The organism is Vreelandella zhanjiangensis DSM 21076 (assembly GCF_000377665.1).
Lineage (GTDB): Bacteria > Pseudomonadota > Gammaproteobacteria > Pseudomonadales > Halomonadaceae > Vreelandella > Vreelandella zhanjiangensis.
In genome coordinates, this window is sequence record NZ_KB898646.1 from 305,995 (window position 1) to 330,521 (window position 24,527).

Genomic DNA, 24,527 nt, shown 5'->3' on the forward strand with positions numbered 1-24,527 from the left:
ATAGATCACTGAGAGGCAACATGGCTAACTATTCTACCAATGAATTCAAAGGCGGTTTAAAAGTAATGCTCGACGGCGATCCTTGCTCGATCGTTGAGAACGAATTGGTCAAGCCCGGCAAGGGCCAGGCGTTCAACCGCGTTAAACTGCGTAACCTGATGACCGGCCGTGTGGGCGAGCGTACCTTTAAATCCGGTGACTCGCTGGAAGGTGCTGATGTCATGGATCTGGAGATGGAATATCTCTACACCGACGGTGACATGTGGCACTTCATGAAAACCGATGGTTCTTTCGAGCAGTACGCCGTTGAAAAGAAAGCCTTGGGTGATACCGCAAAATGGCTCAAAGAGCAGGTGCCCTATACGATTACGTTGTGGAATGACAAGGCGATCTCCGTCACTCCGCCCAACTTCATTGAACTTGAAGTTGTCGAGACTGACCCTGGCCTTAAAGGCGACACGGCGCAGGGCGGCTCTAAGCCAGCAACCCTTTCTTCGGGTGCCGTTGTACGTGTACCGCTATTTATTAACCAGGGCGAAGTGCTGAAAATCGATACCCGCTCTGGCGAGTACGTTTCCCGCGCCTAAAACACCGTTCAATCAGTGCGTAGCTTGAGTATATTGGCTACGCACTAAACGGCACGTGTACTACCTTATTGCCACGCGTTAGCGTGGCTTTTATTTTGTCTAAGGAGCGGTAATGGCCATTGATTGGCGTCCCAGTGCGGAAATTACCACGCTGCGTGAGCGTGCCCACCTGCTTGCAAACGTACGAGCATTTTTTGCCCAGCGTGACGTTATGGAAGTGGAAACCCCCGTGCTTGGGCAGGGGGGAGGCACCGACGTGCACCTGGTGTCGCTGGTTACTCAGGCGCGCACCGATAAAGGCCAGCGCCGTTTATGGCTGCAAACCTCGCCTGAATTTCATATGAAGCGGTTGCTGGCTGCAGGCAGTGGGCCTATTTACCAGCTGGCGCGAAGCTTTCGTGATGGTGAAGTCGGCTCCCGGCACAATATTGAATTCACCATGCTCGAGTGGTATCGCCCGGGGTTCGCGCTGGGCGAGCTGATCGATGAGACGACCAATCTGGTGATGACGCTGTTGCCTTCGTTTGCCGGGCCGGTCGTGCACTACCGGTATCGTGAGTTGTTTCACACCTATCTGGCGGTCGACCCGTTTACCACCTCGCTTGAAAAGCTGCGTACGCTGGCTTCAGAGCGGGGGCAGATGCCCGCGGGGACATTGGCCAACGAAGGTCGCGATACCTGCCTTGATTTACTGATGAGCATGGTGATTGAGCCGCAGTTGGGCCAGAACGAATTAAGCGTGGTGCTGGAGTATCCTGCTAGCCAAGCGGCACTGGCGCGCCGCCATCAAGACGTTGACGGTGAGTGGGTGGCGTCGCGCTTTGAGCTTTACCTGAACGGTATTGAGCTGGCCAATGGTTATCATGAACTGACCGATGCCGCCGAGCAGCGAGCGCGCTTTAATGAAGACAACGCCGAACGGCGTCGCCTGGGCCTGCCTGAGGTCGATATTGATGAGCATTTGCTTGCCGCGCTTGAGCACGGCATGCCGGAAGGTGCGGGCGTCGCGCTGGGTATTGACCGCCTGATTCAGCTAGCACTGGGTAAAGCACGCCTGGAAGACGTGCTGGCGTTCGCTACGCCCAACTGTTGAATTTTGGGCTAGCTGCCCGCTAAGCCTTGAGGCGTTTGAGTAAAAATACCAGTGGCACCGTAGCGATATAAATCAGGCCCAGCCAGGTAAAGATGTCATTGAAGGCCAGCACCTGGGCCTGCTGTGAGACCCGCTGCGCAAGTAATCCCACGGCGGCGTGGTAGGCATCGGGTACCGTGCCACTTAGCATGGCCTCATACTTGGCGATCTCTGCCACCACCACATCGCGCCCAGTATCGATAGCCGGAATTAGCTGGTTCCAGTGAAAGTCCTCGCGGATATCACGCACGGTGTCGAGTAGTGCCAGACCCATGGCACCGCCCAGATTGCGCATCACGTTAAATAGCCCGCTGGCGTTACCCACTTCGCTTGGGGGCAGGGTGCCGAGAGCGATCCGCGATGCCGGTATGATGCACATGATAAGACCCATGCCGCGCACGATTTGTGGCACACAGAACTGCCAGAATCCTGACTCTACCGTGAGGTTGGCGTTCATCATGGTGCCCACGCCGACTAGCAGCAGACCCAAAAACAGCAATACGCGCAGATCCAGACGGTTGGAGGCTTGGCCGATGATGGGGGCGCATAGGAACATGGTAATTCCAGTCACGAACATCACCTGGCCGATTTGCAGGCTGGAGTAGCCACGCACATAGCCAAAGAAAAGCGGCATGATGTAAACCAGCCCATACAGGGCAATGCCGATGATAAAGCCCATCCCCGCGCCGATAGCAAAGTTGCGGTTGGCGAAAGCGCGCAGATCGACGATGGGATGATCGCTGCGCAGCGTACGCGCAAAAAACCAGATGCCCGCGACTAAACAGACCAGGCTAAACAGGGTGATCTGGCGGCTGGCGAACCAGTCATCGCCCGGACCTTCCTCGAGCACGAACTCAAGCGTTCCCAGAAATACCGCGATAAGGGCCAGACCGACAAGATCCAGCCTGCGCGCGATGGCGTGGTTGGGTTTATCGATATCCAGAAACGTCCACGCCGCCCAGCACACCAGAATGCCGGGAATCACGTTGGCCAAAAATAGCCAGTGCCAGCTCTGGGTTTCAGTAATGTAGCCGCCCACGGTTGGGCCAATCGACGGTGCCATGGTAACGACCATGCCGATCACCGCCTGAACGCTACCCATCACCCGCCGGGGGAAAATCGAAAAGCTGACCGCCTGGGTGATCGGAATCATCGCACCGCCCATGAAGCCCTGAATGGCGCGCAACACAATCAGCTGCTCAATGGATGTGGCCAGCGCGCAGCCAAGGCTCGCCAACGTAAAACCCGCGCAGGAGAGGGTAAAGGCGACCCGGGTCGAGAGAATGCGCATCAGCATGCCCGAGAGCGGGATCATCACGATCTCCGCAATCAGGTAGGAGGTCTGTACCCAGGATATCTGGTCTTCGCTGGCCGAGAGCCCCGATTGGATCTCGTTAAGCGAGCTCGCGACGATCTGGATATCCAAAATGGCCATGAACATGCCAAATACGGCAGCGATAAAGCCAATTCGCTGCCGCCAGGGCGGCATGTCGCTGACGCCCACCGCTGGGCTTGCGGCTGCCTCGCTCATAGCCGGGGATGTTGCTGAGACGCGTTAGTGGCGTTTGAATGGGCAAGCCGTGCGCTATTTTCCCGCTGGGGTTCAGGTTCAAACTTAGGCTCAAGTTCCCGCGTATCGATTTCGGGAATGGCTGAAAGCCCCGCGCGCAGTAGAGGTAACGCTTCTTCGGGGGCGGTAATCCGAATCTTGACCGGTACCCGCTGAACGATTTTGTTGAAGTTGCCGGTCGCGTTGTCCTGGGGTAGCAGGCTGAACTCGGTGCCCGTGGCAGGCGATAAGCTATCGACGATGCCTTCAAAGATTATATTGGGGTAAGCGTCCAGGTGCACCTTAACCGCCTGGCCGATACGAATTCGCTCAAGCTGGGTCTCTTTGAAGTTGGCTGCTACGTAGGCCGACTCGATGGGCACCAATTGCAACAGCGTTAACGACGGCTGCGCGACAGTGCCAACTTCAACCCGAAGGTTGCCGATCACTCCATCACGCGGCGCAAGAATGCGGGTTTTGTCTAGCTGATGGCGAGTGTAGGCAAGATCGGCACTCGCGGCGTCCAGGTTGGCTTCGGCGCGGGTCACATCGCTCTCAGCCACGGCCAGTTGGCGTCTGGCCGAGACAACGGCTGCCTGGCTGCTGGCCAGATTGGCCTCAGCGACGCGCAGCGCAGTTTGATCATCCTCACGCTGCTGGCGCGAGCCGTAGTTGTTGGCCGCCAGTGACGATGAGCGCTCAAGGTGCTGGCGCGCTCGGTCAACATCGGCCTGGGCAGCATCGACCTGGGTTGTCGCCTGATCGATGGCTGCCTGCTGAAGCTCCACCTGGCGACGCGACTGGACAATCGAGGCTGCCGCCACCGCTTGTTGAGCCTCGGCTTGCGCCACCTGATCGCGGTAGCTTTCATCGTCCAGGCGCACCAGCAGGTCACCTTGCTTAACCGTCTGGTTGTCGTTCACCGCAACCTGTGCGACGCGTGCAGAAAGTTCGGCGCGCACAGCCACGCTGTCGGTGCGCACATAGGCATTGTCGGTCTCTTCCATAAAGCGTCCGACCTGCCACCAGCCTACGCCCCACCAGATAATCCCGGCTAGCGCGATGAGGCCTACCAGCACCGCCAGAATCTTGCGCTTGGGTTTGCCGCTGGAGTGGCTGTTGGCGAGCGCCACTGACGCATCGCTTTGATGTGTATCCGGGGTTTCGCTTTGCTTGCCATTTGAGCTCATGGCCACTCCTCAACGCATGTCATCCCGTTGAACGGTCATCGGGTAGGAAGCTATATAGTGTAATGAATGCTACACTACATAGCTACTTTGTTAGCACGCTACATGTAAAATTAAAAATGGCGTTAGCGTCTGAACAGCTATATGCCATTACAACGGTTTGAATAGGAGTAAGAATGTCACGCTTAAGGTCTTCTGCTACCGCTGAACAGCCTGACAATGAAGGCGTTACGTTGACCGCACGCGGGGTAGCGCGGCGCGAGCGACTGCTGGACGCTGCCCGGGATGTTTTTCTTGAGCAGGGCTATGCGGGCGCCAGCGTCAACGAGGTAGTGGCACGCGCCGGCGGGTCGCTTGCGACGTTATACAAGCAGTTCGGCAATAAAGAGGGGTTATTCACGGCGGCGATGGAGCGCCATATTGGCGCGGCCTGGGCAGTACTCGAAGAAGGGCGGCGGGACCGTCAGGCCCCTGAACAGGTGCTGTACGAACTAGGGCGGCGTATGTTGATGCTGATATTTAACCCGAGCGTGATACGGCTAGTGCGCGGCCTGGCGTTCGAGGCTGAGCGGTCCCCTGAGCTTGGCGAGCTGTTTTTGACCCGGGGGCCTGATCAGACCCGCCAGGCGCTCGCCAACTATCTCAGTGATCAGGTGGCAAGCGGCCGTCTGGATATTGAAGATCCGCGCGAGGCCGCCGGGATTTTCATGGGGATGCTGATAGGCGAATGGCATATCGATGCTTTGCTTGGCCGTGACCTGCAGCTTGACGAGGCGCAGTGCAACGCGCGGGCGAAACGCTGCTTGACGATCTTTCTTGCTGGCGTAACGTCGTCTTCAAACTAAGGCTTGGCGCTGTATCGGCTGGCTTACAAAATCGCCTAGCGTTTGGCCCATGCTTACCATGGTTTCCGGCGGATAATCGGCAAACGCGACCGGGTTGGCAAAGCACATCACCACGGTAGAGCCGAGTTTAAATAGACCCATTTCCTCGCCGCGCTCAAGGGTGATCGTGTTGTCAAAGCGCGTGCGTTGGGGCACGCCCGCCAGCGGCGTTACCTGCCCAGACCACACGGTTTCAATGGCGGCAACCACCATTGCGCCGACCAGCACCATGGCAAACGGGCCATGCTCGGAATCAAAAATGCACACCAGGCGTTCATTGCGTGCAAATAGGTTCGGCACGTAGCTTGCGGTGGCTTTATTGACCGAGAAGATACGTCCAGGCACATAGATCATCTCGCGCAGCGTGCCGGTCATCGGCATATGTACGCGGTGATAGTCACGTGGCGAAAGATAGACGGTCGCAAAACTCCCCCCCATGAATTCTTCAGCCAGCGCCGCATCCCCACCCAGCAACGTTTGCGCTGAATAGGTATGGCCCTTGGCTTGAACCAGCTGGCCCGCCTGCAGGCGGCCATGGCGCGAAAGCGAGCCGTCGGTCGGGCTTAGTATGCCTTCACCCAGCGGGCGGGCATCGGCTTGTAAAACGCGGGTAAAGAACGCGTTAAAATTGGCATAGGCCGTCGGGTCCGGTTCAAGCGCCTGGCTCATGTCGACGTTAAACCGTTTGATAAACGCTTTAATCAGCGCGTTTTTCAGCCACGGCACCTCGCTCTGCGCAAATTTGCCGGTCAGGCGCGAGATGGCGTGATGCGGAAGCGGATACTGGAGTAACGAAAAAGCTTTTTGAGATAGCGTCACATTAATTACTTTTAGCAGTGGTTAAACGTAGAGCCAGCACGGCCGGCCACGTTACTTTTCAATCGGCGTATCGTCGCGGTTGCCCCATTCGCCCCAAGAGCCCGCATAGCCGCGTATATTAAATCCTAGTGCTTTACCCACCAGCCAGGTAAAGCTGCTGCGGTGGTGGCTCTGGCAGTGGGTGGCCACTTCCATATCTGGCGTCAGGCCCATGGCTCCAAGCTCGGTGATAAGCTCGGCGTAGTCGCGAATACGCAAGGCGCGAGTACGGTCCATGGCATTAAGCCAATCCATGTTTACCGCACCTGGGATGTGGCCAAGATGCTTGTTATTGCCTTTCTCGCCGTCATATTCGCCTTTGGAGCGGGCATCCCAAACCGCAAACTGCTTGTCACCCAGCTTGGCTTTAATCTCATCACAGGTAATGAGCGCCTGCGGGTTTAAAATCTGCGCATGGTATTCACTAGGCGAAGGGCGTGTTTGCTCGGTGCTTTCGGGCATGCCCGTATCGCGCCAAGCGTGAATGCCGCCGTTTAAATAGGAGTAACGAGTGTGTCCAATCAGCTCCAATGTCCATAAAAGGCGCGCAGCCCAGCCGCCGCCTTCATCATCATACGCCACAACATGGGTATCACGCGTAAGGCCGAGTGCGCTGAACAGCTGAGATAAAAACTCGACGCTGGGAACGTCGTTGGGCACCGGCCCTTCGCCACGCATCAAATAGCGGAAATCGAGATATACAGCCCCAGGCACATGCCCCTGGCGGTAGCTGTTCGGGTTGACCGGCACATCAATAATCAGCAGTTCAGGGCTGTCTAGATGAGGCTTGAGCTGCTCGGGTTCAACAATGAGCGGCAGAAAATTTGATTCTGATGACGGGTGCTCGGTGCTCATGGACGGCTCCTATAAAATTCAGGCATCTAGGCTATCGAGAATACGACGATAGCTGGCAAAACGTTCTGGATGAATCTTGCCTGCCTCAACCGCTTCAAGTAAAGCGCAGCCGGGTTCCGCCCGGTGCCGGCAATCGCGGAAGCGGCAATGTCCAATAAAGGGATGAAACTCAATAAAGCCGTCGGTCACGTCCTGCTCGGTCAAGTGAATCAAGCCGAACTCACGAATACCGGGGGAGTCGATCAGCTCACCGTCTGTGACTTCATCACGGTTCATGGTGTAAAGCCGAGCTGTCGTTGTGGTGTGCGTGCCCTTACGCGAATCTTCGGAAAGCGCGCCGATACGCAGCGATTCATCGGGTAGCAGCAGATCGATCAAGGAGGATTTACCCACGCCGCTTTGGCCGACGAAAACCGATGTGCGGCCTTCAAGCTGCTGACGTAAAGGTTCAAGCCCTGCTTCATTAGCCGTGGTGGTACGCACCACCGGATAGCCCAGGCTGTGATAGCGCTCAAGCAGTTTGCTTAACTCTCCGCCGTCTTCCGGAAGCAGATCGATTTTATTAAGCACAAGCACAGGCGCGATATCGGTCGCTTCGGCGGCGACTAGATAGCGGTCGATGAGGTTAGGGTGCGGCGCAGGCTCCACGGCGAATACAATCAGTATCTGATCAATATTTGCGGCAACCGGCTTTAAAAGCCCGCGGGCGTCAGGACGTTTGAGGACGCTGTCACGCTCTTCGCGTGCTACCACAACGCCTGAACCGTCTTGGCCTGCGCGCCAGATCACCCGGTCGCCGGTTACCAAGCCTTCCAGATTAGCGCGTAGATGGCAGCGTATGGGGTTGCCATCGGCATCGCGTACTTCCAGCGTGCGCCCAAAATGGGCCATTACGCGGCCTGGTTGTTCGGCGCCATATTCTCCGGCGGCGAGTTTATCCGTATCCTGCACTTCACGCTTTTCAGCGCGTTGGGCACGTTCGGCCTGGATCTTGTCGACCCGCCATTGCTGTTGACGGCTTAATTTACGTTTGCTCATGACCACCCGATGCTCGGTACAATAGACTTATTGTACCTGTTAACTGACGCCGGGTAACTCGACCCGTCGGCTATCTTGGAGAAAAGCATGAACGACACTACCGCACCGCGCAGCGATCTGCTGGTATGGATTGACCTTGAGATGACCGGCCTGGATCCGAATAAAGAGCGCATTATTGAGGTCGCCACGTTAATTACCGATGCAGATCTAAACGTCGTGGCTGAAGGCCCGGTGATTGCGGTGAAGCAGTCGGACAGCCTGCTCGCCAGTATGGATGACTGGAACCAGAAAACCCATGGGGAATCGGGGCTGGTTGCACGCGTTAAGGCAAGTAACGTCGATACGGCCAGTGCGGAGCAGCAAACGCTGGAGTTTTTACGCCAATACGTAACGCCCGGTAGCTCACCGATGTGTGGCAACAGTATTCATCAGGACCGACGCTTTCTGGAGCGCGAAATGCCCGCGCTATGGAGCTTTTTTCACTACCGCAACTTGGATGTTTCAAGCGTTAAGGAGCTCGCCAAGCGTTGGAACCCAGGGGCGCTTGCTGGTTTTAGCAAACGCAACGTTCACCTGGCGATGGATGATATTAAAGAGTCGATTGCCGAGCTTGCCCACTACCGCAATACCTTCTTGCGCGTAGCTGGAGAGCATGACGAAGAAGAGTAAGCCTCGGCAGTGTTAGCGCGCGCTCGTGGCAATACGTGCATCGCGCTTAAAGCGCTGCTCTTCCAGTGCCCAGGTGACATGCTCACGTACCAGGGCGCTGGGGTAAGCCCGGCGTGCCCAAAGTGCGGCTTCAACGGCTTCGCTCCAGGGTGCATTGCCCAGGCCAATGGCGATATTGCGCAGCCAGCGCTCATAGCCGATACGCCGAATGGGACTGCCAGCGGTTTTATCCAGAAATTCCTCTTCGCCCCAGGCAAACAGGTTGATGAGTGACGCGCGGTCGAGGTCGTGGCGGGGGGCAAAATCCTGCTCGTTGCTTACCCGCGTGAAGCGTGTGAAAGGGCATACCAGCTGGCAGTCGTCGCAGCCATACACGCGGTTACCCATGGCGCGGCGAAACTCCACCGGAATCGCGCCGTGCAGCTCAATGGTCAAATAAGAGATGCACTTGCGCGAATCAACCACCTTGTCATCGACAATCGCACCGGTCGGGCACGCGGTCTGGCAGGCGTCGCAGCTGCCGCAATGCTCCCGTTCATAGGGCGGGTCAACAGGCAGGGGCAGGTCGGTATAAAGCTCGCCCAGAAAAAACAGCGAACCCGCTTTGGGGTTTAAGAGCATGGCGTTTTTGCCAAACCAGCCTAGGCCCGCTTTTTGCGCCAGGGCACGCTCCATCACCGGGGCGGAATCCACAAACGCGCGGTAGCCGAAGGGGCCTACTTCCTGCTCGATTTTTTTACCCAGCTGGGCCAGACGCTTGCGTATCAGCTTATGATAATCACGGCCCAGCGCGTAGCGTGATACATAGGCTTTGCTGGGCTGACCAAGCAGCCGGGTGGTTTCGACTTCCGGGGGCAAATAATCCATGCGGACACTGATCACCCGCCGTGTGCCCGGTTCAAGTTCAGCCGGGCGAGTACGCTTGGTGCCGTGCTTATCCATAAAGCCCATTTCACCGTGGTAACCTTTGTCCAGCCACGCGTTGAGATGCTGCTCGTGGGTATCGAGCTGCGTATCGGTAATACCTACTTGCTGAAAGCCAAGTTCGCGGCCCCAGGTTTTGATGAGGTCGGCAAGGCGTGCCAGCTCATGGTGAGAAAGTGCAGAAGCAGTGGAAGAGGGCATCATCAGTCTACGGTCGAGCATTAGTCGCGCTATGCTAACGCATTGACCGCCATCAAAACATGCGAAAGGAGAGATTGTGCTTACCTTGAGTGCTTCCACACTACGCCCATTATTTACCGCAGAACAGGTTCGTGAACTGGACCGTCGCACCATTGCCGGGGGCATTGAGGGCTTCGCCCTCATGCAGCGAGCCGCATCCAGTGCCTGGCATAGTTTTCGGGCGCGCTGGCCCCAGGTGCGTAGTTTAACGGTGCTGTGTGGTGGCGGTAATAATGGCGGGGATGGCCACGTGCTGGCGGCGTTGGCCATTCAGTCGGGCCTTAAAGTACAGCGTATTACGCTTAAGCCGCTGGATACATTGACGGGCGATGCTGCTCGGGCAGCGGCGCTAGCTACCTCGGCTGGCGTCGGCTGTGAAGAGTGGCAGGCAGAGTGTATTTTTACCGGCGAGGTGATTATCGATGCCCTGTTAGGTATCGGTGTAAACGGAGAAATCACGGGACCAGCCAGGCAGGCGATTAGAGCGATTAATGCGGCCAAGCGTCCCGTAATGGCGATTGATATTCCTTCGGGGCTTGCGGCCGGTACCGGGGCAGTGCTGGGCGAAGCTGTCCAGGCCAGCTGCACGGTAACGTTTATCGGTGACAAGATGGGCCTGCATACCGGAGAAGCTCCCGCCCACACGGGGGAAATCGATTTTCGTCCTTTAGGCGTTAAGGCGCAGGCATTTGTTGATATTCCGCCCTTTGCATGGCGGTTGGATGAGGCGTGGCTCAAAGAGGCCTTTGCTCCGCGCTCGCGAACCAGCCATAAAGGCGATATGGGCCATGTGCTGGTGCTTGGCGGTGCCCCCGGTTTTGGTGGCGCGGCGTTATTAGCCTCTCGGGCGGCGGCGCGGCTGGGGGCCGGAAAAGTGAGCCTGGCAACAGCGCCGGAGCACATCACGGCCAGTTTAATCAACTGTCCCGAAGTCATGGCACATGGCGTGCGCGGTGGTGCTGACTTGGATGAACTGCCTCAGAAAGCTGACGTGATGGTGGTGGGACCAGGTACAGGCCAGGCTGCCTGGGGGCAAGCGGTGCTTCAGTATGCGTTGGCCTCTGAGGAGCCGCTGGTGATTGATGCCGATGGGCTGAACTTACTCTCAAGCCACTGGCCGGAGGAGCGCCGCGACAACTGGATATTGACGCCACATCCCGGTGAGGCCGCACGCCTGCTGGGCTGTTCCACGGCGGATGTTCAGGCGGATCGGCCTGCCGCAGTGCGCGCATTGCAGAAAGCCCGCGGTGGGGTGGTGATTTTAAAAGGCTCGGGTAGCTTGATTGCCAGCCAGTATGGGCTGGCAGTATGCCCTTACGGAAACCCAGGCATGGCCAGCGGTGGCATGGGCGATGTACTTAGCGGCATGCTGGGCGCGCTGGTGGCGCAACGTGGGGATGCCGAACAGTGTGCCTGGCTTGGCACGCTGGTGCATGCTCTTGCTGCAGATCGCGCCGCTAAGGTGTCAGGAGAACGTGGCTTGCTGGCAAGCGATCTGGCATTCTATGCGCGAGAATTGATCAACCCGTAAAGGCAGCCCGCATGCAGGTGCAATTGGATAACGAAGAGGCACAAGTCGCCTTTGGTGAGGCGCTAGGACGCGCATTGCAGGGGCGTGGGCGTATTTATCTGGAAGGTGACTTAGGTGCCGGTAAAACGACGTTAACGCGCGGCATATTACGTGCCTATGGGCACCTTGGTGCGGTAAAAAGCCCGACCTATACGCTGGTCGAACCTTATGAGCTGGATGAACAGCGTATTTATCATCTGGACCTCTATCGTGTGGCAGACCCTGAAGAGCTTGAGTTTATAGGCGGTCGCGATGTGCTTTCAGACGAGGCCATCTGCATCATTGAGTGGCCAAGCCGAGGTGAAGGCTGGCTGCCCGCGCCTGATATTCGCTTGTCGCTTGCGGTAGCTGATCTGGGGCGTCAGGTTACGTTAACTCCCTACAATGAACATGGCGAACGCGTCCTTAACAGGCTGCAGTCCACTATGTTGTTCAAGCAGTCAGAAGACGGTACCCCTTCATGGTCATAAGCAGTAAAAAAACCGGCTTTATGCGCTTTATAACGCCAGGGCTGATTGCGCTGATGGCAGGGATCTCTTCGGTGCAGGCCGCCAACGTTGAAAGTATGCGTTTATGGGCCGCCCCTGACCATGCACGACTTGTATTTGATCTTTCCGGGCTAACGAGTGCTAACGTTTTCGCACTTGATAATCCCGAGCGCTTGGTGATTGATCTGGACGAGAGTGTTCTGAATACCGATGCCTCTACGCTTCCATTAGAGGGCAGCGCTATTGACGCTGTGCGCACCGGCACGCGCGACGGTGGCGGTTTGCGCGTAGTGCTTGAGCTCAATCGCGAGGTTGAACCGCGTCATTTCGTGCTGCCCCCCAATGATCAATACGGCCACCGCCTGGTGGTTGATCTTGAGTACCCTGGTGAAAGCGCGGTTGAAAACCCCATCGACCCGATCGAGGCGATGATTCGCGACCAGGAAATGCTCGCCCAGCAGAGCAATGCCCAGGCGCAAGCTCAAGTGCCGGGCAGCCAGGTGGCGCCTGAGGCGCCGGCCGCGCCTGTTGAAGTGCAGCCAGCACAGCCTCATCCCCAGCGCGATATCATTATTGCGGTCGATCCGGGCCACGGTGGTGAAGACCCAGGCGCTATTGGCCCCGCCGGTACGCGGGAAAAAGACGTGGTGCTGAACATCGCACGACGTTTAGCCTCGGATATCAACAACACACCGGGCTTTAAGGCGGTGCTGACGCGGGACAGCGATTACTATATAGGGCTACGCCAACGTACCCAGCTGGCGCGTGAGCAAAAAGCGGACTTTTTCGTTTCTGTGCATGCGGATGCCTTTAATAGCCCGCGACCTGAAGGTAGCTCGGTGTATGCGCTTTCACAGCGTGGTGCTACCTCGGAAACCGCGCAGTGGCTGGCCGATAGTGAAAACCGCGCGGATTTGATTGGTGGGGTGGATGGCAGTCTTTCACTGCGTGATAAAGATCAGGTCCTGAGAGGCGTTTTGCTCGATCTGACCATGACGGCTACGTTAAATGATTCGCTCTCTATCGGTGGGCAGGTGCTCGAACAGCTGGGGCGGATTAACCGTTTGCACAAATCACGTGTCGAGCAGGCAGGCTTTATGGTTCTGAAGTCACCTGATATTCCTTCGCTTTTGATTGAGGTCGGGTTTATTTCCAACCCCGCCGAAGAGCGTCGACTGCGTGATCCTGTTCACCAACAGGGGCTTGCGACGGCTATTTTTAGTGGTCTACGCGCGCACTTTGAGCGTAACCCTCCGCCGACGAGCCTATTGGCATGGCAGCGCGATAACCAGCGTCGGCCCACGGGTAATGAATATCGGATTCAGTCCGGCGATACGCTCTCTTCAATTGCTGTACGCCACGGCGTGCCGGTGAATCAGCTTCGTCAGGCCAACGATTTAAGTGGTGATGTTATCCGTGTGGGCCAAGTTTTACGTATTCCCAACTCTTGAGGTATCTGGTGTCTGAGTCGACCTCTCTATCGGCGCGTATTCAAGTCCTCGACCCTCGCCTGGCTAACCAGATTGCTGCGGGGGAAGTGGTTGAGCGCCCGTCTTCGGTAACCAAAGAGCTGATTGAGAATGCCATTGATGCGGGTAGTCAGCGCATCGAGGTGGAAATCGAGCAGGGCGGTGCACGGCTCATAAAAGTGCGCGATGACGGTATCGGCATTGGCGAAGACGACCTTCCGCTGGCGCTGGCGCGGCATGCCACCAGCAAAATCGGCAGCCTGGAAGACCTGGAGGGCGTCAGCTCACTGGGCTTTCGCGGGGAGGCGCTGGCCTCAATAAGTTCTGTGTCACGGCTTGAGCTTATCTCTAACGCCGACGAAGATCCGCGCAGCGGCTGGCGAGTGGTGGCGGAAGGACGCGGTATGGAGGCGCGGGTAACGCCGGCGCCGCATCCGCGTGGTACAAGTGTCGCAGTGCGCGACCTGTTTTTTAATACCCCCGCGCGGCGCAAGTTTCTGCGTACCGAAAAAACCGAATTTGCTCACGTGGAAGAGGCATTTCGGCGCCAGGCGCTTTCGCGCTACGACATTGCCTGGGTATTGCGCCATAACCAAAAGGTCGTGCATCAACTGCCCCCCGGCCACTCAGCGGCAGCACAGGAACGGCGCATCGCCTCGCTGCTGGGTAAAAACTTTATCGAGCACGCACGCTACATCGAGCGTGAGGCAGGCGGCCTGCGCCTGAGCGGTTGGGTGGGCTTGCCTACGCATTCGCGCTCCCAGGCAGACCAGCAGTACTTTTTCGTTAATGGGCGAGTCGTGCGTGATCGCCTGGTGGCCCATGCGGTGCGACAGGCCTACCGGGACGTGCTGTATAACGGTCGCCATCCGGTGTTTGTGCTGTATTTGACTCTGGATCCCGATGTAGTGGACGTCAACGTTCACCCTACCAAGCATGAAGTACGCTTTCGCGATGGGCGCATGGTGCATGATTTTCTCTACTCCAGCCTGCACCACTGCCTGGCGACATCCAAGCCGACGCAAGATAGCGAAGATGAACCCATTAACGCGGCAAGTCCGTCAGCGGAACAAGACAGCGGTGAGGTAGCTGAACCTGGCACTGAATCTGGTCAAACTCAGGCCACGCCCGCGTGGCAGCAGCAGGGAATGGCGCTTTCGCAAACGCCAGATCGTCACCCCGGGGCTGAAAAAGTGCGCCGCTTTATGCAGGCCTATCAGGCGCTGCACCCTGGGCATGAAGAAACACTGCTAACCCCGCAAACGCCGGGTGCCTGGGCTGCTGAGGCTCCGCCTGCCCGTGAGGTTCGGGAAGCCCCCATTGTGATGCCCGAAAGCGACCCTACCAGCGCACCGCCGTTAGGCTTTGCGCTGGGGCAGCTGCATGGTATCTATATTTTGGCGCAAAATGCCCAAGGGCTAGTGCTGGTGGATATGCATGCCGCGCACGAGCGGATTGTGTATGAGCGCATGAAAAACCAGCTTGCAGCGGCCGAGGGGATTGATACCCAGCCGCTGCTGGTGCCTGTTTCTCTGGCTGCCAGCCGTGCGGAGGTAGCCACGGCTGAAAGCGAGCAGGAGGCCATTTCCCGGTTAGGAATTGAGCTGGATATTGCCGGGCCGGAAACGCTTTTAGTGCGCCAGTTGCCGGCACTCTTGGCCCAGGCAGACCCTGAGGCGCTGGTGCGTGAAATGCTTGAAGAGCTAGCCCGTTTCGGGCGTACTCGCCAGGTCGAGGCGCGGATTCATGAATTGCTTTCCACCATGGCCTGCCATGGCAGCGTGCGTGCCAATCGGCGGTTAACCATTGAGGAGATGAATGCGCTGTTGCGCGATATGGAGCGCACCGAGCGTAGCGACCAGTGCAATCATGGCAGACCTACCTGGACGCAAATGGGTTTAAAAGCGCTTGATCGATTATTCTTGCGCGGTCAGTAGTCACACGGCCAGTCACCGTTAGGCTGGCCCCTTCCTGTTATTTCTTTTTGGCGGAGTTTGCCACCAAATGGCTGATACACGCCCCTGGGCGATTTTTTTAATGGGGCCCACGGCGGCCGGAAAAACCGATACCGCGATAGCGCTTCACGAACAACTTGGGCATGAGCTGATTAGTGTCGATTCGGCGATGGTTTACCGCGGCATGGATATTGGCAGCGCAAAGCCCAATGCTGCGGAACTTGCCCGCGCGCCGCATCGGTTGATTGACCTTCGTGACCCCACGGAGCCTTATTCGGCGGCTGATTTTCGACAAGACGCGCTCAATGAGATGCGGCAAATTAGCGCAGCGGGAAAGGTGCCGCTACTGGTTGGCGGCACCATGCTGTATTACAAACACTTGGTGGAAGGCGTGGCGAATATGCCCGCTGCTGACCCGGTGATTCGTGAACGCTTAGCCGCGCAGCGCCAGGCTGAAGGCTTGGAGGCGTTGCATCAAACGTTGATGGATGTGGATCCAATATCCGCGCAGCGGATTCATCCCAACGACCCGCAGCGCCTGATGCGCGCACTGGAAGTCTATTACGCCAGTGGCCGACCGATGAGTGAGTTATGGAAAGAGCAGCAGCCAGAAACCTTTCCCTGGCGGGTGTTGTCGATAGCCTTGTCGCCCAGCGACAGAAGCGTTTTGCATGCGCGTATTGAAAAACGTTTTACCGCTATGCTGTCAGAGGGCTTGATAGATGAGGTCGCCGCCCTCAAAAAGCGTGATGACCTGCATATCGACCTTCCTGCCATGAAGAGTGTCGGCTATCGTCAGGTGTGGGAGTATCTTGATGGTGAGTACGATTACGCGGCGTTGAAAGAGCGCGGTGTGATTGCTACTCGCCAGTTGGCTAAGCGTCAGCTAACGTGGTTAAGAAGCTGGTCGAATCTTACCTGGATTGATTCACAGCAGGCGGGCGTAGTGGATAAGACGCTGAAATTCGTGCGTGAAAGCGGTGCTTAGCGTAAGATAGTGATTTCGTAAGTATGTGTTTTCAAGTGGCCGGATGGCGCTTTGACAACACAGGCCTTTCGGGCAAAAAAAGATTGCGGCGTAGCACCAGTAGGGCGCGCCATTAATAACCAACCCCAACGACAGTTTTAGGGAGAGCAACATGTCCAAAGGGCAGTCCCTTCAAGACCCGTACTTGAATATTCTGCGCAAAGAGCGCATTCCGGTCTCTATCTTTTTGGTGAACGGCATTAAGCTGCAAGGCCAAATCGAATCGTTTGACCAGTTTGTCATCCTGCTGCGTAATACGGTTAGTCAGATGGTTTATAAGCATGCTATTTCCACGGTGGTGCCTTCGCGCAATGTACGTTTGCCGGCACAGGATCCAGCCGCACCCGATGCGGATATTTAACACCGCTGGATGAGCCATAGAGTCCACGAGGTATTGATTGTTTTTTGAACGCCCTGAAGCCGGTGAGACGGCAGTTCTTGTTCATGTAGACTTCCATGATGAGCAAGCACGTGAAGATCCGGGTGAGTTCTTGGAGCTCGTGCGCTCTGCAGGTGCAGAGCCCGCGACGCTGCTCACCGCCAGTCGTCAGCGTCCTGATTCTCGAACCTTTATTGGCTCGGGCAAGCTGGAAGAGCTGCGAGCGTTGCTCGCGGCTCACCAGGCGGAACTCGTGATCTTCAATCATAGTTTAAGTCCTTCCCAGCAGCGCAACCTTGAGAAAGAACTCAAGTGTCGTGTTCTCGACCGTACCGGTTTGATTCTCGATATTTTTGCGCAGCGGGCACGAACCCATGAAGGTAAGCTGCAGGTTGAGCTTGCTCAGTTAGAATATATGTCCACGCGCCTTGTACGCGGATGGACGCACCTTGAACGCCAGAAAGGCGGTATTGGTCTGCGCGGCCCCGGTGAAACGCAGCTGGAAACCGACCGCCGCCTGTTAAGAGGGCGCATCAAGTCGATCAATAAGCGCCTGGATAAAGTGCGCAGCCAGCGCGAGCAGAATCGCCGCGCCCGTGCACGCGCTGAAATTCATAGCGTATCGCTGGTAGGCTATACCAACGCGGGTAAATCAACGCTGTTTAATGCGTTAACCAATGCCGAGGTATACGCCGCCGACCAGCTGTTTGCAACGCTAGACCCAACGTTAAGACGCCTTGAAATTGAAGACGTGGGCCCCGTGGTAATGGCAGATACGGTTGGTTTTATCCGGCATTTGCCCCACAAGCTTGTCGAGGCGTTCCAGGCAACGCTCCAGGAGGCGGCTGAGGCCACGCTGCTGGTGCACGTTATTGATGCTGCCGACCCTGATCGCGAGCTAAACGTCGAGCAGGTAGAGCGGGTGTTAAAAGAGATCGGCGCCGATAACGTGCCGGTGCTCCAGGTAATGAATAAGATCGATAAGCTTGATAGCGCACCGCGTATTGAGCGTGATGGTCATGGCGTACCTGAAGTGGTTTGGCTATCAGCCCAGCAGGGGCAGGGGCTTGAGTTACTTCACGAGGCGCTTACCGAGCGCCTGGCAAATGACGTTATCGGTTTTTCACTGACGCTGACGCCGGAGCAGGGCAAGCTGCGGGCGGGGCTTCACGAATTGAACGCCGTGCGTGAAGAAGCGTTTGATGAGCAGGGGCGTTCGGTGCTGGATGTTCGACTGCCACGCCGCGACTTTAATCAGTTAATGGCGCAGCTCGGTGAGCGTGCCAATACGTATTTGCCCGAAGCGCTGCGCGAAGCTGATGAGTGGTAAGTGGTTAGCTACCGATTATGTAAAAATTGTAATAACAGCTTGATATAGCAATAATTTCAATAAAGCGCATCGGTTTGCCCGCTGGCATGCGGTGTGCAGGTGAGCACCTTAGTGGAGACGAAGTATGGCCTGGAATGAGCCTGGTGGTGGCAACCAGCACGACCCATGGAGTGGTGGTGGCCGACGCGGTGATAACGATGGTGGTAACCGTGGCGGCAACGATGGGGGCAATCGTGGGGGGAATAATGGGGGCAACAACCAAGGGCCTCCCGACCTTGATGAAGCACTCAAAAAGTTTCAAGACAAGCTGAACGGCATGCTCGGCGGTGGCGGCAAGAAAAAGGGCGGCGGTAGTAAGCGAGATGGCGGTGGTGGTAAACCACGCAACTCACTTGCATTGCCAGGCCTTTTGGTTGTCGTTGCACTGGCGATATGGGCGGCATCCGGTTTCTATCTTGTCGATCAGTCCGAGCGTGGCGTAGTGCTGCGTTTTGGCGAGTATCAGGGCGTTGTTCAACCCGGTCTGCAGTGGAATCCGCCGCTGATTGACGATGTGCGTATGGTAAACGTCACGCGAGTGCGTTCTGTGTCACAAACGCAGTCGATGCTGACGCGCGATGAAAACATCGTGGAAGTGGAAATTTCTGCGCAGTATCAGGTACAGGATCCACGCGATTTCGTACTCAACGTGCGTGATCCTGCGCTGTCTATCGAAAACGCGCTTGATTCCGCGCTGCGCCACGTCGTAGGTGGTACGGATATGATCGATATCCTGACGTCCGGACGTGAAATTCTGGGCAGCTCGGTGGCGAGTCGTCTGCAGTCTTACCTGGACGCTTACGGCGCTGGTGTTCGTTTGCAAACGATCAACATTGAGTCTACGTCTGCGCCGGCGCCCGTCATTGATGCCTTTGACGACGTTATTCGTGCACGTGAAGACCGTCAGCGTACCATCAACGAAGGTATGGCCTACGCCAATGCAATCATTCCTGCGGCTCAAGGTCAGGCGCAGCGCGTGGTCGAGCAGGGGCAGGGTTACCGTGAATCCGTAGTGGCCGAAGCACAGGGTCAGGCTAACCGCTTCAATGCGCTGTTAACCGAGTACCGTAACGCACCGGACACCATGCGTGAGCGTATGTACCTGGATACCATCGAGGCCGTATTTAGCAGTACGCCCAAGGTCCTGCTGGACGTCAGTGAAAATGCTCCGCTCATGTACTTGCCGCTTGATCAGATGCGCGGTAATAACGAGCGCAGTGGTTCAGCATCTGGCGGTAGCAACAACAGCAGTAATACGGGTGGCGAAGAGCTGGATCCGCGCGTAATTGAAAGCCTGCGTGGTAGCCAAGGTAACAGCAGTTCTTCATCTTCAGGTAGTAGCTCCATCCGCAGGGAGGGCCGGTAAATGATTAATAATCGATCCCTGCTGATCGTAGGCGGTTTGGCAGTTGTGGCGTGGTTGGCAAGCAATAGTCTGTATGTTGTCGATGAAACTCAGCGTGCCGTCAAGCTGCGCTTTGGTGAAGTCATCGAAGAAAACATTCAGGCGGGTTTGCACGTTAAAATCCCGGTTGCCCAAACGGTACGTAAGTTTGATACCCGCTTGCTAACCCTTGATACCGACACCAGCCGTTATCTGACGCTTGAGCAGAAGGCGGTAATTGTTGATTCCTACGTCAAGTGGCAGGTCATCAACCCGACTCGCTATTACGAGGCAACGGCAGGCGATGAAATGATGGCGATTCGCCTCATTCAGCCGCGTGTTGATGAAAGTCTGCGTAACGAGTTTGGCCGGCTAAACCTTCAGGAAATTATCGCTGAGCGCCGTGACGACCTGATGATCGGTCCCACGGAAGAACTTGATAACCTGATGCGTGAAGAGCTGGGTGTGGCGATACGTGATATCCGAATCAAGCGTATCGATCTGCCGGAAGATGTATCGGCCGCCGTATTTGAGCGTATGCGCTCAGAACGTGAGCGTGAAGCCCGCGAATGGCGTGCCCAGGGTCAGGAGGAAGCCGAGCGTATTCGTGCTAACGCCGACCGTCGTCGTCAGGTACTTATCGCTCAGGCCAATGAGCGTGCGGAAACTCTGCGCGGTGAGGGTGACGCCGAAGCAGCCGGCATATTCTCTGAAGCGTATGGTCAGGATCAGGAGTTTTTCGCTTTCTGGCGTAGCCTGAATGCCTACCGTACAAGCTTTGCAGGAGATGATAATCTCATGGTGCTTGAGCCGAGCAGCGACTTTTTTCGCTACTTGCGCAGCGCCAACCCTGGCACAGAAGCGGGCGACGAAGAGTAAGCCTGTGTGGGGATGAAGTTTGCCAGGCAGCATGATGCTTGGCGGGGTTCATCCCTGCGATAAACGTGGTAGACTTAATTGAACCGGGCGTCGCCCGGTTTTTTTGTGGCCCTCGTTTACCGTTAATGCGTTAAATGCGTATTTATCTGGCCCAGGGCTTTCATTGTCTTGCAGGATTGTTCACATGACCATCGCTGACCGCTGGCTGTTGCCCGACGGCATGGATGAGGTGCTTCCACCTCAGGCAAGCCGCATGGAAGAGCTGCGCCGTGCGCTACTTGATCTTTACCATTGCTGGGGTTACGACCAAGTAATGCCGCCGCCGGTGGAGTTTCTAGACTCCTTGCTTACCGGTACGGGTACCGACCTTGATCTGCAAACCTTTAAGCTTACTGACCAGTTAACGGGCCGTATGATGGGCGCCTCGGCGGATGTAACGCCGCAGGTGGCGCGTATGGATGCCCATTCGCTCAAGCGTCAAGGGCCGGTGCGGTTGTGCTACTGCACCAATGTATTGCGCGCTAAAGCCGATCAGCATCAAGGCGGTCGTAGTCCAGTTCAGGTGGGCGTTGAGCTGTTTGGTCATGCAGGATTAGAGGCCGATAGTGAAATCATTCACTTGGCGCTGGCCAGTTTAAAGGCAGCGGGCGCTGACGAAATACACCTGGCTCTTGGCCATATTGGTATTTATCGTAGTTTGGTAGAAGCTGCTGCGCTGAATGACCAGCAAGAGAGCGCGCTGTTTGAAGCGCTGGCATTAAAGTCACCTGGCCAGTTGGCACAGCAAGTAGCGGCGAGCGTGAGCGACCCTGCCTTGGCTGATATGTTCATGGCGCTGGGCGAGCTTCACGGTGATGCCGGAATACTGGGTCAAGCGCGCGAACGCTTTGCCGGTGCGCCCGTGTCGGTTACCGCCGCGCTTGATCAATTGGATGCTCTTTATCAGGGCATATTAGCCCGCTTTGATGTATCGCTTTATTTTGACCTTGCGGAGCTGCGCGGGTACCAATACCACACGGGTATGATGTTCGCCGCCTATGTGCCGGGCTACGGTCATGCGCTGGCCAAAGGCGGCCGCTATGATGATACGGGGCGCGCCTTTGGTCGTGCGCGCCCGGCCACTGGCTTTTCAATGGATCTCAAGCAGCTGGCATCATTAGCCCTGGCTTCGCCAGGCAACGGCGCGATTTGGGCGCCCGCCGAAGAGAACGAGTCTCTCAACGCTGCCATTGTTGCACTGCGAGAGCAGGGAGAACGCGTGATTCAAGCGCTGCCTGGGCAGCGTACTGGGCCGGCGGAGCACGACTGTGACCGCCGTCTTGAGTTTATCGATGGCTGTTGGCAGACAACGGCCCTGACACAAGAGACGAGTGCATAATGGGTAAGAATGTCGTAGTCCTGGGCACCCAATGGGGTGATGAAGGTAAAGGCAAAATCGTCGACCTGCTCACTGAGTCAGCGGCGGCGGTAGTGCGTTTCCAGGGTGGCCACAATGCGGGCCATACGCTGGTGATTGACGGTGAAAAAACCGTGCTTCACCTCATTCCGTCGGGCGTTTTGCGTCCGGGCAAAACCTGCGTAATCGGCAACGGGGTGGTGCTGTCTCCCGAAGCGCTGATCAAAGAGATTCGCGAGCTTGAAGACAAAGGTGTACCGGTGCGCGAGCGCTTGCGCCTGTCGCCTGCCTGCCCGCTGATTCTGCCGTACCACGTGCGTCTGGATCAGGCGCGTGAAAAAGCCCGCGGCGTTGCCAAAATTGGTACTACCGGCCGTGGTATTGGTCCTGCGTACGAAGACAAAGTCGCTCGCCGCGGCCTGCGTCTGGGCGATATGCTCCACCGCGAGCGTTTTGCCTCCAAGCTGGGTGAAGTGCTGGACTACCACAACTTCGTACTGGTCAACTACCACGGCGAACCGGCGGTAGACTTCCAGGAAGTGCTGGATAGCGCCATGCAGATGGCTGACGAGCTGCGCCCGATGGTGTGCGACACGGTCAGCATGGTGCATGACCTGCGCAAGGCCGGTGAGAATATCCTGTTTGAGGGCGCCCAAGGCTCGTTGCTGGATATCGACCACGGTACCTATCCCTACGTGACAAGCTCTAACACCACAGCTGGCGGCACGGCAACCGGTTCTGGTGTAGGCCCGCTCTATCTGGACTACGTACTGGGTATTACCAAAGCGTATACCACCCGCGTGGGTTCCGGACCGTTCCCCACGGAGCTGTTCGATGACCACGGCCGCCATTTGGCCGAACGAGGTCACGAGTTTGGTGCGACCACCGGTCGTCCGCGTCGCTGCGGTTGGTTTGATGCCGTCGCGCTACGTCATGCGGTACAGATCAACTCGGTTTCCGGTATCTGCCTGACCAAGCTTGACGTACTTGATGGCCTGGAAAATATTCGTGTCTGCGTAGGTTATCGCAGCAAAGATGGCGAAGTGCTGGACAACCCGGTTGATTCTGAAGGCTACGAAGCCGTCGAGCCGCTGTACCAGGATCTGCCGGGCTGGAAAGAGTCGACCCTGGGTGCTAAAAACGTTGATGATCTGCCGGCTAATGCGCGTTCTTACATCAGCTTTTTGGAAGAGCAGGTGGGTACCAGCATCGATATTATTTCAACCGGTCCGGATCGCGTTGAAACCATCGTGCTACGCAACCCGTTTGATAGCTAATTCCGCCTTTGCGGTAGGTTATAAATAGTCACAAACGTAGTTGTGTAAAAGTAGTACGAAAGTAATGAGGGGCGCCTAGGCGCCCCTTTTGCGTACTTATACCCAAGCGTTTAAAAGTCGATGCCGCGACGAGCCTGCAAACCATTATTGAAGGCGTGGCGAATTTCCTGCATTTCCGTCACCGTGTCTGCCATGGCAACAAGCTCGCGGTGTGCGTTACGCCCGGTGATGATCACGGTCTGTTCACGGGGGCGATTTTCAAGCGCCGTCTTGACGGTTGCGATATCCAGGTAGCCGAATTTAAGCATGTAGGTAATTTCATCCAGCACGACAAGGTAGGTGTCGGGATCGGCCAGCATACGCTCGGCTTCTTTCCATACCGCTTGGCAAGCCAGGGTGTCGGCTTCACGGTTTTGTGTCTCCCAGGTAAACCCTGTTGCCATAATGACCACCTCCAGATTGGGGTCCGCTTCCAGGCGATTGCGCTCACCACACTCCCATAAGCCTTTAATAAACTGAATAACACCCACTTTATAGTCATAGCCCAACGCGCGGGTCACTGTGCCCCAGGCCGCGGTCGTTTTACCTTTACCATTCCCGGTGTTTATCAACAGCAAACCACGCTGCTCGGTTGCGCTGGCGATTTTCTCATCCACGTGATTTTTAAGCTTTTCCATTGATGCTTTATGACGCGTATCGCGATCTGTCATGGTTACTCCTTCACCCTGCGTGTCGATTCAAGCGCCAAGTAGCGTACGGCATCTCACACGCAATGCGAATAAAAGTGAGTGAAATTTGTACAGTATGTAAGGTTTCACCCCAGGCGCATTAAAATTTTTAGCAGTAATTGACAACAGGATTGGCCGGTAGGGGGCTAGCTGCTCTAAAATAATGGGTCATGTCTTGTTAGGATAAATGCCATGCCCTCTTTTGATATTGTGTCTGAATTCGATCAGCACGAAGCTCTGAACGCTATCGATCAAGCAAACCGTGAAGTTCAGTCGCGCTTTGATTTTAAAGGTGTTGATGCAAGCTTTGCCCTTGAAGGTGAAAAAGTACAGCTGGAAGCCCAAGTTGATTTTCAGCTTAAGCAGATGCTGGATGTACTGCGTGGCCGGTTAATCGCCCGGGGCATCGATGCGCGCTGCATGGATGTCAAGGACCCCGAGCTTTCCGGGGTAAAGGCGCGTCAGGAAGTTGTGTTAAAGCAGGGGTTGGATGCGGCAGAAGCCAAGGATGTGGTCAAGCGTATCAAGGCCAGCAAGCTTAAAGTACAGGCGCAGATCCAGGGCGAAAAAGTTCGCGTGACGGGCAAAAAGCGCGACGACTTACAAAGCGTTATGGCACTGCTGCGTGGCGAAGAGGGCCCTGAACTGCCGCTGCAGTTTGATAACTTCCGCGATTAAGTCCT

At 56.5% G+C, this 24,527-nt stretch carries 23 protein-coding genes; 16 read left to right on the forward strand and 7 right to left on the reverse strand.

Going from position 1 to position 24,527, the window contains the following annotated elements; all coding sequences use genetic code 11:
• The first annotated feature begins 20 nt into the window (after positions 1–20).
• The gene (gene efp / locus D467_RS0101260) at positions 21–587 is read left to right on the forward strand and encodes an elongation factor P (RefSeq protein WP_018915688.1); all 567 of its coding nucleotides are present in this window, start codon (positions 21–23) and stop codon (positions 585–587) included.
• A gap of 112 nt (positions 588–699) precedes the next feature.
• Positions 700–1,680, forward strand: a complete 981-nt coding sequence (gene epmA / locus D467_RS0101265; protein WP_018915689.1) for an EF-P lysine aminoacylase EpmA — start codon at positions 700–702, stop codon at positions 1,678–1,680.
• Between the two features lie 19 nt (positions 1,681–1,699).
• Here the strand turns inward: epmA and D467_RS0101270 are convergent, their stop codons facing one another.
• Both D467_RS0101270 and D467_RS0101275 read right to left on the reverse strand, forming a co-directional pair.
• Positions 1,700–3,250, reverse strand: a complete 1,551-nt coding sequence (locus tag D467_RS0101270) for a DHA2 family efflux MFS transporter permease subunit (protein ID WP_018915690.1) — start codon at positions 3,248–3,250, stop codon at positions 1,700–1,702.
• Positions 3,247–4,458: an HlyD family secretion protein gene (locus tag D467_RS0101275; RefSeq protein ID WP_018915691.1), complete on the reverse strand. Its 1,212-nt coding sequence runs from the start codon at positions 4,456–4,458 to the stop codon at positions 3,247–3,249. The genes D467_RS0101270 and D467_RS0101275 overlap by 4 nt, the downstream gene beginning before the upstream one ends.
• A 173-nt stretch (positions 4,459–4,631) precedes the next feature.
• On the opposite strand from D467_RS0101275, the gene D467_RS18920 reads away from it, so the two are divergent.
• Complete coding sequence (locus D467_RS18920) at positions 4,632–5,300, forward strand: TetR/AcrR family transcriptional regulator (protein WP_018915692.1); 669 nt, start codon at positions 4,632–4,634, stop codon at positions 5,298–5,300.
• Here D467_RS18920 and asd read toward each other — a convergent pair.
• From asd to rsgA, 3 genes are read right to left on the reverse strand one after another with little or no spacing between them, the layout of a single operon-like run.
• The gene (gene asd / locus D467_RS0101285; protein WP_018915693.1) at positions 5,292–6,158 is read right to left on the reverse strand and encodes an archaetidylserine decarboxylase; all 867 of its coding nucleotides are present in this window, start codon (positions 6,156–6,158) and stop codon (positions 5,292–5,294) included. The genes D467_RS18920 and asd overlap by 9 nt on opposite strands.
• 51 nt (positions 6,159–6,209) lie before the next feature.
• The gene (locus D467_RS0101290; RefSeq protein WP_018915694.1) at positions 6,210–7,052 is read right to left on the reverse strand and encodes a sulfurtransferase; all 843 of its coding nucleotides are present in this window, start codon (positions 7,050–7,052) and stop codon (positions 6,210–6,212) included.
• An 18-nt stretch (positions 7,053–7,070) separates the two neighbouring features.
• Positions 7,071–8,090 (reverse strand): small ribosomal subunit biogenesis GTPase RsgA, encoded by a 1,020-nt coding sequence (rsgA, locus tag D467_RS0101295; RefSeq protein ID WP_018915695.1) that lies wholly within the window; start codon positions 8,088–8,090, stop codon positions 7,071–7,073.
• A gap of 87 nt (positions 8,091–8,177) precedes the next feature.
• Here rsgA and orn point away from each other — a divergent pair, with 87 nt between their 5' ends.
• Entirely contained in the window at positions 8,178–8,759 is a 582-nt protein-coding gene (gene orn / locus D467_RS0101300) for an oligoribonuclease (RefSeq protein WP_018915696.1), read from the forward strand.
• A gap of 12 nt (positions 8,760–8,771) precedes the next feature.
• Here the strand turns inward: orn and queG are convergent, their stop codons facing one another.
• A complete protein-coding gene (queG, locus tag D467_RS0101305) occupies positions 8,772–9,905 on the reverse strand; it encodes a tRNA epoxyqueuosine(34) reductase QueG (RefSeq protein ID WP_018915697.1) in 1,134 nt (377 codons plus the stop codon).
• Between the two features lie 55 nt (positions 9,906–9,960).
• Between queG and D467_RS0101310 the strand changes: the two genes are divergently transcribed.
• From D467_RS0101310 to D467_RS0101360, 11 genes are all read left to right on the forward strand, one after another.
• Positions 9,961–11,454 carry a bifunctional ADP-dependent NAD(P)H-hydrate dehydratase/NAD(P)H-hydrate epimerase gene (locus D467_RS0101310; RefSeq protein ID WP_018915698.1) on the forward strand — a complete coding sequence of 498 codons (1,494 nt, stop codon included), beginning with the start codon at positions 9,961–9,963 and terminating at the stop codon, positions 11,452–11,454.
• 11 nt (positions 11,455–11,465) lie between these two features.
• Positions 11,466–11,963 carry a tRNA (adenosine(37)-N6)-threonylcarbamoyltransferase complex ATPase subunit type 1 TsaE gene (tsaE, locus tag D467_RS18925; protein WP_018915699.1) on the forward strand — a complete coding sequence of 166 codons (498 nt, stop codon included), beginning with the start codon at positions 11,466–11,468 and terminating at the stop codon, positions 11,961–11,963.
• 20 nt (positions 11,964–11,983) lie between these two features.
• A complete protein-coding gene (locus D467_RS0101320; RefSeq protein ID WP_026285556.1) occupies positions 11,984–13,432 on the forward strand; it encodes an N-acetylmuramoyl-L-alanine amidase in 1,449 nt (482 codons plus the stop codon).
• An 8-nt stretch (positions 13,433–13,440) separates the two neighbouring features.
• Positions 13,441–15,387 carry a DNA mismatch repair endonuclease MutL gene (mutL, locus tag D467_RS0101325; protein ID WP_018915701.1) on the forward strand — a complete coding sequence of 649 codons (1,947 nt, stop codon included), beginning with the start codon at positions 13,441–13,443 and terminating at the stop codon, positions 15,385–15,387.
• 67 nt (positions 15,388–15,454) lie between these two features.
• Complete coding sequence (gene miaA, locus D467_RS0101330; RefSeq protein ID WP_018915702.1) at positions 15,455–16,393, forward strand: tRNA (adenosine(37)-N6)-dimethylallyltransferase MiaA; 939 nt, start codon at positions 15,455–15,457, stop codon at positions 16,391–16,393.
• A 151-nt stretch (positions 16,394–16,544) separates the two neighbouring features.
• Complete coding sequence (gene hfq, locus D467_RS0101335; RefSeq protein WP_009099947.1) at positions 16,545–16,793, forward strand: RNA chaperone Hfq; 249 nt, start codon at positions 16,545–16,547, stop codon at positions 16,791–16,793.
• A 37-nt stretch (positions 16,794–16,830) separates the two neighbouring features.
• On the forward strand, positions 16,831–18,141 hold the full coding sequence (hflX, locus tag D467_RS0101340) for a ribosome rescue GTPase HflX (RefSeq protein ID WP_018915703.1): 1,311 nt from the start codon (positions 16,831–16,833) through the stop codon (positions 18,139–18,141).
• Positions 18,142–18,265: 124 nt separating this feature from the next.
• Positions 18,266–19,546: an FtsH protease activity modulator HflK gene (gene hflK, locus D467_RS0101345; protein WP_018915704.1), complete on the forward strand. Its 1,281-nt coding sequence runs from the start codon at positions 18,266–18,268 to the stop codon at positions 19,544–19,546.
• Positions 19,547–20,443: a protease modulator HflC gene (gene hflC / locus D467_RS0101350; RefSeq protein ID WP_018915705.1), complete on the forward strand. Its 897-nt coding sequence runs from the start codon at positions 19,547–19,549 to the stop codon at positions 20,441–20,443.
• Positions 20,444–20,627: 184 nt separating this feature from the next.
• Entirely contained in the window at positions 20,628–21,821 is a 1,194-nt protein-coding gene (locus D467_RS0101355) for an ATP phosphoribosyltransferase regulatory subunit (RefSeq protein ID WP_018915706.1), read from the forward strand.
• The gene (locus D467_RS0101360; RefSeq protein ID WP_018915707.1) at positions 21,821–23,116 is read left to right on the forward strand and encodes an adenylosuccinate synthase; all 1,296 of its coding nucleotides are present in this window, start codon (positions 21,821–21,823) and stop codon (positions 23,114–23,116) included. Before D467_RS0101355 ends, D467_RS0101360 begins: the two co-directional genes overlap by 1 nt.
• A 110-nt stretch (positions 23,117–23,226) precedes the next feature.
• Here D467_RS0101360 and cobO read toward each other — a convergent pair whose 3' ends face one another.
• Positions 23,227–23,826, reverse strand: coding sequence for a cob(I)yrinic acid a,c-diamide adenosyltransferase (gene cobO / locus D467_RS0101365; protein ID WP_018915708.1), 600 nt, complete (start codon positions 23,824–23,826; stop codon positions 23,227–23,229).
• 210 nt (positions 23,827–24,036) lie between these two features.
• Between cobO and D467_RS0101370 the strand changes: the two genes are divergently transcribed.
• The gene (locus tag D467_RS0101370; RefSeq protein ID WP_018915709.1) at positions 24,037–24,522 is read left to right on the forward strand and encodes a YajQ family cyclic di-GMP-binding protein; all 486 of its coding nucleotides are present in this window, start codon (positions 24,037–24,039) and stop codon (positions 24,520–24,522) included.
• Positions 24,523–24,527 lie beyond the last annotated feature (5 nt).